The organism is Agrobacterium sp. 22-223-1 (assembly GCF_053522385.1).
Window position 1 is genome coordinate 390,773 of sequence record NZ_JBNWCN010000003.1, and the last position, 14,008, is coordinate 404,780.

Annotated in this window: 11 protein-coding genes and 1 tRNA gene; 2 read left to right on the forward strand and 10 right to left on the reverse strand. The window is 57.3% G+C overall.

Annotation, left to right across the window (positions count from 1 at the left end):
* Nucleotides 1-24 precede the first annotated feature (24 nt).
* Nucleotides 25-4,464 carry a CHAT domain-containing protein gene (locus tag ACQZ60_RS17150; protein WP_448735718.1) on the forward strand — a complete coding sequence of 1,480 codons (4,440 nt, stop codon included), beginning with the start codon at nt 25-27 and terminating at the stop codon, nt 4,462-4,464.
* A gap of 300 nt (nt 4,465-4,764) precedes the next feature.
* On the opposite strand, the gene ACQZ60_RS17155 is transcribed toward ACQZ60_RS17150, so the two are convergent.
* The 6 genes from ACQZ60_RS17155 to ACQZ60_RS17180 form a co-directional block, all read right to left on the reverse strand.
* Nucleotides 4,765-5,688: a hypothetical protein gene (locus ACQZ60_RS17155; RefSeq protein WP_448735719.1), complete on the reverse strand. Its 924-nt coding sequence runs from the start codon at nt 5,686-5,688 to the stop codon at nt 4,765-4,767.
* An 18-nt stretch (nt 5,689-5,706) separates the two neighbouring features.
* Nucleotides 5,707-5,797, reverse strand: a tRNA-OTHER gene (locus ACQZ60_RS17160).
* A gap of 85 nt (nt 5,798-5,882) precedes the next feature.
* The gene (locus tag ACQZ60_RS17165; RefSeq protein WP_448735720.1) at nt 5,883-7,736 is read right to left on the reverse strand and encodes a type IV secretory system conjugative DNA transfer family protein; all 1,854 of its coding nucleotides are present in this window, start codon (nt 7,734-7,736) and stop codon (nt 5,883-5,885) included.
* Nucleotides 7,737-7,764: 28 nt separating this feature from the next.
* The gene (locus ACQZ60_RS17170) at nt 7,765-9,390 is read right to left on the reverse strand and encodes a relaxase/mobilization nuclease domain-containing protein (protein WP_448735721.1); all 1,626 of its coding nucleotides are present in this window, start codon (nt 9,388-9,390) and stop codon (nt 7,765-7,767) included.
* Nucleotides 9,384-9,866 (reverse strand): MobC family plasmid mobilization relaxosome protein, encoded by a 483-nt coding sequence (locus ACQZ60_RS17175; RefSeq protein WP_448735722.1) that lies wholly within the window; start codon nt 9,864-9,866, stop codon nt 9,384-9,386. Before ACQZ60_RS17175 ends, ACQZ60_RS17170 begins: the two co-directional genes overlap by 7 nt.
* Nucleotides 9,863-10,669, reverse strand: coding sequence for a MobA/MobL family protein (locus ACQZ60_RS17180; protein ID WP_448735723.1), 807 nt, complete (start codon nt 10,667-10,669; stop codon nt 9,863-9,865). The genes ACQZ60_RS17175 and ACQZ60_RS17180 overlap by 4 nt, the downstream gene beginning before the upstream one ends.
* Nucleotides 10,670-10,940: 271 nt before the next feature.
* Between ACQZ60_RS17180 and ACQZ60_RS17185 the strand changes: the two genes are divergently transcribed.
* Nucleotides 10,941-11,267 carry a mobilization protein gene (locus tag ACQZ60_RS17185; RefSeq protein ID WP_448735724.1) on the forward strand — a complete coding sequence of 109 codons (327 nt, stop codon included), beginning with the start codon at nt 10,941-10,943 and terminating at the stop codon, nt 11,265-11,267.
* Between the two features lie 14 nt (nt 11,268-11,281).
* On the opposite strand, the gene ACQZ60_RS17190 is transcribed toward ACQZ60_RS17185, so the two are convergent.
* The 4 genes from ACQZ60_RS17190 to ACQZ60_RS17205 form a co-directional block, all read right to left on the reverse strand.
* Nucleotides 11,282-11,665, reverse strand: coding sequence for an ester cyclase (locus ACQZ60_RS17190; RefSeq protein ID WP_448735725.1), 384 nt, complete (start codon nt 11,663-11,665; stop codon nt 11,282-11,284).
* 225 nt (nt 11,666-11,890) lie between these two features.
* Complete coding sequence (locus ACQZ60_RS17195) at nt 11,891-12,961, reverse strand: nucleotidyltransferase family protein (protein WP_448735726.1); 1,071 nt, start codon at nt 12,959-12,961, stop codon at nt 11,891-11,893.
* 30 nt (nt 12,962-12,991) lie between these two features.
* Complete coding sequence (locus ACQZ60_RS17200) at nt 12,992-13,222, reverse strand: hypothetical protein (protein ID WP_448735727.1); 231 nt, start codon at nt 13,220-13,222, stop codon at nt 12,992-12,994.
* Nucleotides 13,209-13,775 carry an AAA family ATPase gene (locus ACQZ60_RS17205; RefSeq protein ID WP_448735728.1) on the reverse strand — a complete coding sequence of 189 codons (567 nt, stop codon included), beginning with the start codon at nt 13,773-13,775 and terminating at the stop codon, nt 13,209-13,211. The genes ACQZ60_RS17200 and ACQZ60_RS17205 overlap by 14 nt, the downstream gene beginning before the upstream one ends.
* Nucleotides 13,776-14,008: the final 233 nt, after the last annotated feature.

Sequence of the window (14,008 nt, forward strand, 5' to 3'; positions counted from 1 at the left end):
TACGCAATCCAAAGGAGTTGTGCGATGTTCGGGAGGAAAAGGCGCCGGCATCTCCGTTTGCAACCGGTTTTATTATTTTTGCTCAGCCTTATAACGCTTCAAACGACAGAGGCGGCTGGGGCAGAAGAAACCATCAAGCCCAATTTATGTAGAACACTTGCAGCGTGGCCGTCAGCAACGAACGACGGGCCTACGTTCGAAGCTGTTGACGGCGGCGCGGCGGTGGAAGCTTGTGAGCGCGAGATTGCTGAGCGCCCAGATGTTCAAGAAAACTACGCGCACCTCGCCCGAGCTCTTGTAAAAAGCAACAGGGCATCGGAGGCGTTCACGCTCCTAGTGTCGCATGAGGGCCATGGCTCCAGAGACGTGGATGGCTACTTAGCCGTGATGTATGAGTATGGCTATGGCGTGTCGGTTGACACAGCTCGGGCAGCGCAACTTTATAATTCAGCTGCAAAAGCGGGGCACGACGGAGCGCAGGCGAACCTAGGCCTTTTGTACCTGAACGGCCGCGGAGTCGAGAAGGATGACGCTCTCGCCTTCCATTGGTTTCATGAAGCTGCGATACGCGGCTATCGCAGGGCGCAGCGACTCCTCGGGGACATGTACTTGGACGGTCGCGGCACGAAGAGGGATGAGGCCAAAGCCATACATTGGTATCGGTTAGCTGCCTCACGCGGTGACACTGAGGCGCAGTATTCCCTAGGAAATGTCTTGGCAAACAAACTGGCCGAAAAGCACGACGCGACAGAGTCCGCGAGATACTTCGCGGAGGCGGCGAAAGGAGGTCATAGCAATGCATTTGTTAGACTGGGAATTGCTTACCAAGCGGGGCTGGGCGTCCCTTCCGACGAAAAAAAAGCCGTGGAACTATTCCGCCAAGGCGCAGAATTGGGAGATGCCGAGGCCCAGTACCGTTTAGGTATGGCGCTTGAATTGGGACAAGGAACAGAGCAAAACTTCGTCCAAGCGGTTTTATGGTACCGAAGATCAGCTGAGAAGGGATATGCAGAGGCGCAAACAAGCTTGGGTTGCATGTACGAGCGGGGGTTTGGCGTCCCCCAAGACGCTGTGGAAGCTTTTCGATGGTACAAGAAAGCCGCCAAAGGAGAAAGCGCTTCAGGCCAGTGGCTTCTAGGGACATCATTCATGTACGGTCGAGGTGTGCCCGTCAACGAACATGAAGCGGTTCGTTACTATCGGTTGGCCGCGGAACAGGGGTATGCCCTCGCTCAGGCCTCTTTAGGCGAGGCTCTTGAGGCAGGTATCGGCATAACCAAAAACTACGAGCAGGCAGTGAAGTGGTTCGAGAAGGCCGCCGAACAGGGGCTGGCGGACGCTGCGTATAACCTCGGCCGGGTCTACGAATCCGCAGATGGTGTCAAAAAAGACCCTGACCAAAGCCTGAAATGGTATACGAAGGCCGCTGCGGTGGATGCTAGAGCAAAATATAAAATTGGAGAGATGTATGCGAATGGTTCGATAAAGGAACAAGATGATTTGTTGGCTGTAACACTAATGCAGGACGCTGCGAGACTGGGTAGTACAGAGGCGAAAATATATCTGGCCCGCTACCATGAGAAGCTATTCCGGACGAATACTGTACGCGCACACGAAGGCGAACAGTCTCTGGAAATGTACATGAGCGCGGCTTCAGAGGGTGACAGCTTCGCTCAGCAGCGTTTGCTGACTGCCTTCTACGAAACTCAAGATGTGCTGCATGGCATCATCCGACAAAAAGGTCGCCTAAGCGTTCGCTTCGAAAGAGTTTCACTCGAAATAGCAGGCGATCACGAGCATGTCATCTTGGACTGCTTTGCAACAATGTTCAACTGCGGCCGAGCCGCTTGGGCTCGGATCGACCTGCGTCTCGCGGTAAAATGGTATCGCATCAGCGCTTCCCAGAATTATGACGCGGCGTTCCGGCTGGGTCGCTTGTTGTATTCCTATCCAGAGCTACAGGATTTGCCGAACGAGGCAATGCACTACTTGGAACGCGCTGTCCATTTGGGCAGCGTGGAGGCGCGGTTCTTCTTAACAGCTAAGTCAAATCAAGCTACAGAGAAACGGCGCGAAGAGCTCATCATTAAACAGTTACTGGAATTTGATCCTGTTACTGCCTCAAAGATAGCAGCATTCGGTGCACTCGGAGGTTATGGTGACGAAGCAATTACGCCGTCATTCTCGTTTCTTGTTCGTAAGTCCCGAGACATCTCTGCCTCGCCGTACGCGGTCGCCCTCGCCGCCGTTTATGCGTTCTATGGGGCTATCGACGAGGCAACTGCAATCCTCGAATCCGCCGATGATGCCGGCTGGTTTGATGTCCTGGGTTGGGACTATACAATCAGCAATCTCTTAGACCGGTGGCTTCAGGAGGCGCAGATTGGCAAGAGACCAAAGCCGGCGGACGTTGCGAAGCTTGAGCGCATGGTAGCGGAAATGAGCAGGAAGGGCAGCGCTTCAGCTGCACGCCTCCAAAGTAAAGTTAACTTACTTAAGGATATAGTCGCGGATCCGACGAAAATCTCGCCGCAAGTAGATGCAATCAGTCCGGAAGCAGCAGAGCTTGATATGGCCCTTGTCGCGAAGCGGATAAAGCAGAAGGAGAAGCAAGGCGGCTTGTCGCCATCGCTAATCGAATTGTATCGTCGGCTTGCCGCCGACCAAATTGCCTTGGGATTGATGGACGCTGCGGCTGATTCAGCTCTCAAAGCTCTCGCGATTGGTCAGCAAATTAACGACAGTCAGCGGCATATAAATGGAAGCTTAGTTTACCACCTTGAGCAATCTTGTCAGCTTCAAAAGGCTAGTGCACTTCTGTTTGATACCGGACGGAAAGAAACGGCGTTATTTCTGGCGAAAAATGCGGTAAATGAGCTACAGGACGCGAGGTCTATATTGCTTGGAATGCCTGAGGCCCTTCAAGGATGCTTTAAGGATATATTGAGTGATCAATATAGGTATATGGCAGAGTTGTTTATTCGCCAAGGCCATTTCTACGAGGCTGAATGGGTTCTGGCGCAACTCAAAGACTATGAGGCTTACGCTTTCACCGGTCGAAATCCGCTCTTCAAAGGAAAAGCATTTGACCATATGCCCATTGACCCCGGACAGGTAGCCTTCGCAACGAAGGTCCGAGGGCTGCCTGTTATTGATCAGTATCGCCTTCAGCAAAGAATTGAGAATCTAAATGCGATTTCTGACCTTACGCAAGATCAACAGGTTGAAAAAGCGCGAAGTGAAGCGGATTTAGCGCGTGCTGCCGAAGAATTGCGAGACAGCTTCAAGCGATTGCGAAACGCTATGGCGAACTTGGAGGCGATAACCGTTTCTGAGTCTAGAAAGGAAGCGTTTTCAGACGAAAAGCTAGACCGGCGTAGCGCAATTTTAAATGACCTTACTGATAACGTCGCGATAGTATCTGCGGTAGTGTTGACGGACAGGTTACATTTCTTGGTCACCACTCGGATGGGAACGGAGCACATTGAGCTATCCTTGCATGAAAGCGTGCTTAACGGTCTGATTGGAAAGATGCGCACTGCAATTCAGGATACGTCAAGTGACCCAGCTGACAGTGCTAAACTCGTTTATGATGCAGTTTGGAAGAAAGTAGACTCGAGCCTCAAACTGCTCAACATTTCTGACGTTGTCCTCTCAATGGATAGGCAACTGAGATATATTCCCTTCGCTGCGCTTCATGATGGCAAGACCTATCTAGTCGAACGGTATCGCTTCACAAATCTTACTGAGGAAAGCGCAGATCAACTACTTGCCCCTGGAACGCTTGGTTCTTCTTTGCGGGCTCAAGCACTTGGAGCTTCAAGAGGGGGAGAAGGGTTTTCCCCGCTTGAAAATGTACAGGTCGAAATCGATTCTATTGTCAAAGACGACGATAAGAACGATAAGCTCGGAGTAATTAATGGTCAACGCTGGCTCGATTCTGCGTTTGATCGACGCGGTCTTCGCGTTGCATTGAGCAGCGGATTCCCTGTGGTGCATATTGCCTCGCATTTCGCGCTGGGTGATACGCAAGCCAATTCCCGCTTATTATTGGGAGATGGCTCGGTCCTTTCCCTTTCTGAGTTGGAGCGAGGGATAGAAGATCGAACATTTAATTTCGCACGAGTGCGCTTACTTGTATTGTCGGCTTGTCAAACTGCACTCGGTAACGGACAAGAATTTGATAGCTTAGCAGCAATGTTTGAAAGACGGGGCGTGCGCTCAGTTGTGGCGACCCTATGGCCAGTTAAGGATATTTCCACTTCTGTACTTATGATAAAGTTCTACACCTATCTAAGAGATGGGCTTCCTCGTGGCGAGGCTCTTCGACAAGCGCAACTCGATCTTCTGGGAGATCATTCGCAGAGCTCTGAAAGCGGATCGATCCCCATCAGGTCGTCAGCACAGCAATTCTCCCACCCGGTGTATTGGGCGCCGTTCGTGCTGCTTGGCCAATGGAAGTGATAAACATTCATGACGGGCGTCTTGTTGGCGATATCTTCGAGAGCTCGCCAAAAGATACGTAGCCGCACGTCTTCATCAACGGTTGCGTCTCGCTTGGTGGAAAAAAGCAAGGAGGCGCCAGCCTCAGGTTGGTCCGGCTGTCGCCGCTTGCTCTCAAGCACCAATTGTGCGACCCTCGATTGATGAAAAAAAGATATTGGTAAACTGGCGGGCGCGGCAAAAAACGACGGACCACTAATTTTGATTCCCGATGGGCACCAGGGGAAAGCACGTTGGATTGAACCGTAGCTAAGAAGTCGATTAACCTGACGGCTGCGACCAAGCCAATATTGATTTCGGCGTCTGGTCATGCAGAAATTTCAGAATTGTGTCGGCCACGACTGCTCCTGTGGGGGGCCGTGGAGCGGATAGGGAAAGGCCTAACTGATTTAGAAGTCGTAGAACGGCTTTTGGTCGATTCACAGGGTCTTTCCCCCAAACGCTAACGGCTCGACGCATTCTCGTTTGTTCGATCAGTTCGTTCGGTCGGCGGCTGCTGCCGAGAGAAGCCCATATGGCATCCTTCAAGAACCGCTCGACATCGATAACCTCAAGCAGTCGAGCATCCAGTTCCGCCACAAGATGATGAGCGGCATTGATCAAAGACGCGACCTCTTTGAAGGTCGTGGGCCGTACAGCCTCGTACCCGCCTAGCAGCATTTCCGCATCAAGCCCGCGAAATCGGTCAGATAGTTCGATAGCCTTATCTTGCAATACGTCGAGATGCTGTTGCGGCGCATCGAGATCCGCTTCGGAATGAGCACTACGGTTGCGCCAGGCCACCATCAAGAACACGATCGCAAGCGGCAGCTTGTCAAGATCTGGTAAATGGCGTTCAACGGCCTGTAGTTTCTTAAAAATGCTCAAGCCCGCAGAATCCAAGTCTCGCCGAAATTCGGAAGATTGGATCAGGGCAGGTTTACGAACAGCTTCTCGCAGGTATACGTCAACAGCGTCGATCGCCCTGATCAGCGCCATGTCTAACAGCAGACGGCGGCTCCGTTTTGCCGAGACCTCGGCGTTTTTTGGCGACCATGCGGCGCGCAGATCCTCCGGCACCTCGGTTACTATGCCGCGTTCGACAGCATCAAGACCGACGAGGGCGGTGATGATCAGATGATTGGCGTTGCCAAGAAGATCCTTGAATGCAGTTCTTGACCGGCTGCGGGAAATGTAAAGCGTCATTCTTGATCCAAATGCTTGCGTGCTTGGCGCGTTTCGAACGCACATCATCCGCTCTGAGAAAGCCAAGACTTCATAAAGGCGGATGCTCTACCACTTGAGCTACAAGCACAATTTTGAATTGCCCAATTCCGGACGTACTGTCAACCACGGCGCTGCGAACGATTTTGTCGAAGCAGTTGGAGTTGCGCCTGCAGTCACGCGACCATCGGGTTCCGATCCAGCTTCGCCCGATATACCGGATGCCGGTGCGACACAATCGCGTCAACCAGTGCCGGCGGCTTCGAACCTGTCAGCAGCAGCATCTTGCCCGTCTTCATTTCCAAAATCTGGTCGGCAGTCATGAGCTTCTGTCGCTGCTCCGCAATCGACGTCTTGCGGCTCTCGCCGAACTTCGCGGCTGATTGCTTCGTGCGGGTCAGCACGGTCTGATCGCCAAGAGCGTTCGCGGCCCAATTGGCGGTTTCGAATTCGGCGCGGCCGAGGCCAAAAATGCGGGTGGTGACGCACGAGCCAAGAATGCTGGCCGTGTCGCCCTTGCCATAGACGCTTTCGATCTGGCCCTTGTCCTGGGTAATGAACAGTGCCTCGATGCCGCAGCCGGCGGCGACGTTGGCGATGTTGATCAGCTTTTCCATTCTGCCGAGACGAACAAACTCGTCCAAGACCAGCAGCACGTTCCTTTTCGGCTTCTTCGCGCCTTCAAGGCGAACGGCCATGCCGAGAATGACGTTCGTCAGCAGCCGGAGAAAGACGGCCTGGGCATCCACCTGATCGAGCGGCACCACCATGAAGAGGTCGGCGCGGCCCTCGAACAGGTTTTCGAGCGAGCATGTCGAGGTGCTGAGAAAGGCGCGCAATTCGTCGGAACGCGCCCAATCGAAAGCCTTCTTGATCGTCGTTTTGATTGCGCCGCGCTCGTTCTCGCCGGCTGCAAGGAAGGTGGCAGCGGCGGCGGCCGGGCGGGCGCCGAAGGTTTCCGGCGCCCCAGCCCATTCCGTCAGGGTCTTTTCAAAGCCTGCGGAAAACAGCAGGTCCATGACGGTGATCAGGTTGCGATCGGCTTCTGTGCGCCTTGTCATGACGACCTCGATCACGGCGGCAATCATGGATTTCGCCATTTCGGCAAAGTGCGCGCCGTTTCCGCCTTCCGGTCGAACAAGCCCCTCGGCAATGACTTCGATGTCGCGGACGAGGTGCGCTTGCCGGATATAGTCGAGCGGATTGAAGCTGTCCTTCGACGGCTCGATGACGCTGAAGGGATTGAGAACCACGACCTGACGCCCGAGCGATTGGCGATAGCGGCGGGTGACGGCGAAGTTTTCTCCCTTGATGTCGAGAACGGCGACCGGGCCGTCATGGTCGATGATGGCGGGAATAACGACGGACACGCCTTTCCCGGCGCGGGTGCCGGCGATGGCGACATGGTGGCCAGCGCGCCATCCGGTCTTCGGATTGGGGCGGTAGCGCAGCATTGCGCCGCCGGAGAGACCGAGCGGCAAGCCGGTGTCGTTGTGACGAAGTTGGCGCAACTCGTTCCGGTTCATCCACCGGGCACGCCACGGGCCTTGTTTGGAAACCCGGCTGGACGATGCCGGCGCGGCGATCATGATCGCCCGCAGAATGAGGAACAGCGGCACGGGCAGACCGATGGCGAGGCTGGTTTGCACGCCAAGCTTTTGCGCCTCGGTGAAGCGATCCCATGTCGAAACCATGCCTCGGATGCTCTCGATTCCGGAGTAGCCGGCATTTCGCCAAGCCTTGAAGCTGTCGAGCAGGACGCCGGCCGCAATGGTCGGGTCGGTAAGGGCGAGAGCAGACGCGGCAAGGAGGGTAGCCCCCACAGCCAAGCCCGACGCGCTGCGGACGCGGCCCTGGGTGTCTCCCGCCAAGGTCAGCAGCGCAAACCCAAGAAACATGACCAGGATGGCGGCGCGCGCGTTTTGGTAGATCGGTGGCCAGAACAACGGTGCGGTTTGCATCAGCAGGAAACCGGCGGCCACGATGGCAATGGAAAGGGCATAGCGGTAGGGCTGAATGATCAAATTCATGGATCGAAACTCCAGACGGAAATGAAAATCAGTTGCGGCCGCGACCGGGCGCGGGCGGTCGGGCTGTCACGTCGGCGGCGCGACCGTCTCCAGCATCGCTTCGGCTTGCTCCAGCAGAGCGAACGCTTCTGTCAGCTCGGTCGAGGTCGTGGCGCTGGAATGAGTGCCGGAGGCGAGCCAGGCGTTCATGAAGGTAGCCTGTGACGCGATGAGCGATTTCAGCGATCCTTCCAAAGCCGCTTGCCGGTTTTCGATCATGTCGGTCGAGCGTTTTTCCAGCGCCTCGAATTGCGCGGTCCCGTTCTGCAAGGCGTTCATCAAAGTCTCGACGTAACCCAGCAATTCGCGCTCCAGCGGCGACAGGGTCTCGGGCATCGGTGGTCTGGCGAGTGTCGTCATTGGTCATTCTCCCTGGGCGATCTTCAGGCATGGGGTTTTGTCGGTCCCTGCCTGGCAGGTGATCAGTTGAAGGCGGTTGACGTCCCAGGTGAGGACTTTGCCGCTGCCGGTCTGGTTGATCTGCAAGCCCAATTGCCAAAGGCTGGCGCTCTGAGCGCGGTCGATCATCAGACCCGCCCAAAACCAGCTCGCGGTGAAGCTCAACAGGATGATCAGAAAGGCCACCGCGCCCATGGTCAGGAAGAACGGCTGCACCATCGACCGAAGCCGGTTCACGTCCGCCTCGGTCGTCGTCAGTGCCTCGCTCAAGTGCTGTCGGTTCGCGTCCGTGAAGCTGCGGATATCGGTCTCGATTGTAGCTTGCGCGCGCTTCAAGGCTTCGCTCCAGTCGGCCTCGAAGCTCATCGGGAGCGATGGCGTCGAGCCGGCTTCCGGAACGGCTGGGCTCGCCAGACGATCTTTCAAGCGCTCGCTCAAGGGTATTCTCTCGGGTCCAGTCTTCACGGAACAAGTCTCCTTTCAGACGCCAGCGCTCGTCCGTCTCCGGATCGCGCACGGTGATGTAGTTTTTTCCGGTGCGCGGCAGGTCGAACCCCGCCGCCGTCAAAGCCTCGGTCATGTTCGGGCGGTCACAGATGCCGCCGGTCTCGATGCGCTGGACGATCCAGTCATGGATCAGCTCGCGGGCATCGCCGCGCCTGACGCTTTCGATAAGGCTGACGGTCTCGCGGGCGCGCTCCGGCGCCATCGGGTCGTTCCAGCCGTGTTCCTTGTTCAGAACATCGCGCAAGGCGTCGTAGTGCTTCTGGTAGCCGGGTGGCGCAATGTTCAGGCTGCGCCCGCTCACCAGCTCCATGCGCGGCGTCACAAAATGCAGCTCGACGCGGCCCTCGTGGGTATGGCGGACCCAAAGCATATCGTGCTGGTCGGCATCGAGGCCGGCAAAGGCAAGGCTCTCGAAGGCGTCCATCACATGCCGTTGCTGGACAGGGCTCGGCGCGTCTTCCGCCGTGAAGGCGATGACGCCGGCGCGATAGGTCCACTGGTGCGGGCAGGCGTCGATCAGCGCGCGCATGCGGTCTGCATCGCCACGCAGCACCTCCGGCAGAGGCTCGCGGGCAAACAGCATGACGTCGCCGCGCTCATCGCGGATCGCATTGCGGTTCTGGTCGTAAGCGACGACGTCGCGCTCGACCAGATAGTCAACCGGCCCCGATCCGCCGCCCTGGCCGTTTCGGAAAAACTTGATCAGCACGGCGCGTCATCCTTGGCCGTGAATTGCTCAAGGGTTTCCGATAGCGCCCGCTCGATGGCGACCAGGCGCGCGGCAACCGTGATTGCGTCGATGGCGGATACCTGGCCCTGCGCCTGGGCCGTATTCAGCCATCGGGCGACCTGGTTGAGGTTGCCACCGATCCGGGCAACGGCGCGCACCAGTTCCGGGTCCACCTTCGGAACCGCACGGCGGCGGCGGGCCTCGGTGAGGCCAAGCGCTTCCCGCATCAGCGTGGCGAAGGGCAGACCGGCCCGCGCCGCGCGTGCGGTCAGCGCCTGCTTTTCCGATGCGGTGCAGCGGAAAACCACGACGGCATTGAGTTCGCCTTTGGGCGATCGCCGCGTGCTCTTGGTGGGGTTTGAAGGGGAGGCCTGCCTCCCCTCACAAGGCTCCCTGTCAGAAGGCTCGCCGTATGACAGGGGTCGCCTTGCTCCCTTCAAATCGCCGTCCGTCATGACGCCCTCCGAAGGTCGGTTTGTCGGGGAGTTTCGGTGGCAATGTGGTCACGGCGGCGGTTGAAGAAAGCGATCCAGTCCAGCGCACCTGGGCTCGTCTCGTCCGGTGGCCAATATCCCGGCAAGGCATAACCTGGCTTGCCGGTTTTCACGGTTCGCAAGCCCAGGGTTTCGATAGATGGAAGCCCGTGACGGCGTAGCCAGGCGTACCACTGCTCGACCTGATCCGCCTTGGTCTCAGCCACGAAAACGAGCGGGACGGCTCGCCGCGTCTCGACGCGCAGCGGGGCGTCCTCGCGCGGGTTAGGTCTATTTATTTTTTCTTTCTCTGGGTTTGGTGGACATATTTGTCCCCCTTTGCCGGACACATCTGACCGCCTTTCCGGACGAATTTGACCGCCTTTGTCAGGGTAAAGGGTGACAACTTTGTCCGTCTTTTCGCGGGCGTCCGATGCGCGTAAAATCGACTCTGCAGAGGGACGATATTCCGTGTTGTACCCGACGCCATTTCCGCGCTGGACGTCGAACCATCCTTTGACCTCAGGTTCATGGACGGCGCGCTGAATAGTCTTGACGCTCTTGCCGGTCGCGTCGGCAATCGTTTGATAGGACGGCCATGGGGCATCGATACCATCGGGCAGAATGATTTCCGTATGGACGACACCGGTCTTTGCGGTGAAGTCATGGATAATGCCGTCACGCTGGTTGAGGATTTTGCTGGCGGTGCGATAGGCGATGGCGGCGACGGCACTTTTGCCGGCACTGCGGCCGACCGGTTTTACACTGCAACGATAGATCGCCATGCCGGTCTCCCGATAAAACGCGCCGGCAGAAAAACCCGTTTCCGCCCCGGTCCTTCGATGTCTTGCCTGCCGCCAGGGCGGCAACTCGTAAGTGCGCCCTTGTCGAATTCAGTCTAGCGGGACAGTGGATGGCTGGCTCTATGGTGAATTCACCAGAATGCGCTGCAAAACGATCCCCGCTACCATCGGGCCTGCGACACTGAGAGCAATGGAGATGGTGATGGATGCGGGCAGGTTCGGGGAAACGAAACGACGGTCAGGGACCACGGGCATGGACGACCAAGCCGCCACCGGAATGGACTGGTACAGGCCAAGTCTGGCGTGTAAACCGGTTGCCCGTCGCATCGAGGAACTGGAGGCGCGCAAGCGCTCGCTGATGGCACGGCTTGCCGCACGGGAACGGCGGCTTGAGGTACGGCGGAAAATGCTGCTGGGCACGTGGGTGACCGGCGAACTTCGGAAAACAACCGCGGAACCGGACGTGCGGATGCTGCGGGACCTGCTGCGGCGTCAGTTGCCGCAGATGACGCTGAGGGATGCCGATCGTCAACTGCTTGAGGATTTGCTCAACGGGGAAAACGCGAAGGAAAGCGACTGAGCGTTTGCAGGTGATCAGCCAAGCTGGCGTTCGATCGCGGCCTTGTCGATCACCGACCAGACCCTGCGGATTTTGTTGTGCCCGAACTCGTAGAAAACGTGCTCGCAGAACTGAACCTTCCTGCCATTAACCGGGAGGCCCATGAAGGTGGCCTTGGGCGTGCAATCGAACAAAAGCCGGGCGCCGATCCGGGTCGCGTCGCTGACAAGGATCTCTGCCTCAAACCGCAGGTCGGGAATGTCGGTAAAGTCATTCACCAGCATGTCGCGATAGCCTGAAAGGCCGAATGGTCGTCCGTTGTGTTCGACAGTGTCGTCGACGAAGGTGCCGAGTTCATCGAAGGCCTGACGGTTGAGGCAGTCGAGGTAAGCGAGATAGATGTCCTGAAGTTTCGGCATGGGTTTCTCCGTGTCGATCAAAGGTCAAACCGGTTTCGGCGTCAGCGCCGCGGCAGCCGTTTTGTGCGAGGTTCGCAGTCCGTTTTGCCGGCGGAATAACGGTCCGCTACTGAACAGGTGCAGTTTTGGATGGTCAACCGGTGACGAGTTTGCAATTGCCGCTATGAAGCCGGTAGAACCCGTCCTGCGGAGCGGGAAGTTCGGGCATCTGCACCGGGGTTGCCATCATCTTTTGCCCAGATCAGCGGCGGAAACGCCGAGCGCGACTGCCAAGGGCAATCTGGCTTTCTCAGGCATTATGGCGAGTCCTGAAATGATCGCTTCCTGCCATGCAGGACCGCGTTCCCACGCCTCGTTCCAGGCGTCGGCGAGCGAATACCCTTGCCGTGTTTCCACCAGTGCCTCTGACAACAGGGATGCCTGTTGAAGATCCTTGTCACGCTTTGCCCTGCCCAGGGCATCGTTGCGTCTGCGAGACGCGACAATCAACTTGTGAACGGCATAGCGCTCTGGAGCGGGGACGTTGACGCTGACGCCTTCCCTGTACAGCAGCACCGTTCTGACGGGTTCGTAGATCAGATAGTCCAGAAAGCGAAGGTTTTCCGCCGACGCGCCGCCGGGAGCAGGCATGGGTGACGGCTTGCCCGTATGGTCATTTGATCCGCGGTTCCCCGTCAGGAACTCCACGCGATAGTTGTCCGAGTTCACGAAGGCGACCACACGCGCCTTGTCCGCCTGATGTGGCACCGCCCGGAAGGACGGATCCACGGTATGCAAGACGTCCAGGATTGGTGGCAGGCTGTCCCCGACCTCTGGGCTTATTGCAAAATCCTGGGCGTAGTCGGCGTCGCCCGTCTGGAGCGCGGCATTCGGAAGGCGAACACCTAGCAGCCCTGAATAGCAGCTGAACGCAACCGAGCCTATGATAAGCGCTCGAAGGCGAAACAATCCGGCGTCTGCAAGAGCTTTTGTTACTTCGCCGGCAAAACGTTCAGGCGCCGCCATGCCACCAGTTCGTGTAAGGGCGTTAACAAGGCGACGCCGTTCCCTGAGGTCGTCCTTGACTTCCCTGTGGGCGTGTACCCTCGCGGTTATTTCCGCGTCTGCTTCCGGTCCCACATAGCGCCGCCTGTCACCATCGGGGGTCGGATACTCGAAGTACCAGTAACCCTTGCCTTTAACGGGGACATTCACGAACCGTCCATTATGAGGGAAGTCGGTAGAGAACTGCGCATCGAACGATCGCTGCGCCAGTTCCGCGAACATTGTCCTGTATGCGAGGTCAATCTGTTTCAAGGCATGCAATCCTTGCGGCGACGTGTGTCGTTATAAGGTTTTGTTATTTTCCTTATAATCGGGATCGCGATCATCGGCGCAGCCGTTATAAGGAAATTTAAAAATCCTTATAACGGTTTCCGTTTGCCCTGGCAACCGGTCGTCAGGGGACTGCCCCTGAAACCGGCCAAGGCAGTTCCGGACAGTTTCGCCGTGACGCAGGAGGTGGATTGTCGGTGCAGACACGCGTGCTTCACCCATTTCCGCGTTATCGGTCGCCATCGATCGATGCATCCAGACGGAAACGCGTCGATTGCAGCGCATTGATGACCGAGTGCAGGGCAGCCTGTTTGTCCTTGTCCGATACTGACAGGACGTGATGTTCAAAGACGCCGAGATCGGCAAACTGCGCATGAAGATCGGCGACGACAAGCGGATCGCCGAGGCTGTCGCCACCGCGTGCCTGACAGCGTTCAATCGCCTCCTTCACTGTCGTGCGCAGCACGATGTAATGCAGCGGGCGCGAAAGCGCCGTGAAGGCCGGCAGCCAGTCCGGTCGCACGACGCCATCGAGGATGACGAAATAACCTGCCTCGGCGTAGCGACCGGCAACGTCGGCGGCGATCTGCATGATCATCCGGTTCTGCTGATGGGATTGCGGAAGCCAGGGGTCGATGCGGCCATGCTTGATGTAACCCCACAGATCATCGCTGTGGAAATGCACCTTTGGCACGCCGGGCAGGTGTGCAAGCGTTTCGGCGATTGTGGACTTGCCGGAGCCGGGATGCCCGGAGAGAAGGAGAATGTGGCCGCGGAGATTGTCTGTCATGGTCATGTTTCAGTCTCGGGTGCTGCCAGATCAATCGTCGATCGCTTGCTGTCGATATCCGTTGTCTGGCGGGCTGACCCGGATATGTATCGCGGTGCTTGTGGTCGCGCGAGCGAGGTCTCTGCGGTTATATCATCGAAGCGTCAAAAGGAGCGGTTCAAACGCCTGTCTCTGACGCCGGTTTGGCGAAACGGACGCCGACACCGCCGCCGTTCTCGTCAATGAAAACTAGGCCGGCT

Coding starts and splice junctions, on each gene's coding strand:
- ACQZ60_RS17200 (WP_448735727.1), bottom strand. CDS start 13,222: ATGGCGACCGATAACGCGGAAATGGGTGAAGCACGCGTGTCTGCACCG.
- ACQZ60_RS17155 (WP_448735719.1), bottom strand. CDS start 5,688: ATGACGCTTTACATTTCCCGCAGCCGGTCAAGAACTGCATTCAAGGAT.
- ACQZ60_RS17180 (WP_448735723.1), bottom strand. CDS start 10,669: ATGGCGATCTATCGTTGCAGTGTAAAACCGGTCGGCCGCAGTGCCGGC.
- ACQZ60_RS17175 (WP_448735722.1), bottom strand. CDS start 9,866: ATGACGGACGGCGATTTGAAGGGAGCAAGGCGACCCCTGTCATACGGC.
- ACQZ60_RS17165 (WP_448735720.1), bottom strand. CDS start 7,736: ATGAATTTGATCATTCAGCCCTACCGCTATGCCCTTTCCATTGCCATC.
- ACQZ60_RS17190 (WP_448735725.1), bottom strand. CDS start 11,665: ATGCCGAAACTTCAGGACATCTATCTCGCTTACCTCGACTGCCTCAAC.
- ACQZ60_RS17205 (WP_448735728.1), bottom strand. CDS start 13,775: ATGACCATGACAGACAATCTCCGCGGCCACATTCTCCTTCTCTCCGGG.
- ACQZ60_RS17185 (WP_448735724.1), top strand. CDS start 10,941: ATGGACGACCAAGCCGCCACCGGAATGGACTGGTACAGGCCAAGTCTG.
- ACQZ60_RS17150 (WP_448735718.1), top strand. CDS start 25: ATGTTCGGGAGGAAAAGGCGCCGGCATCTCCGTTTGCAACCGGTTTTA.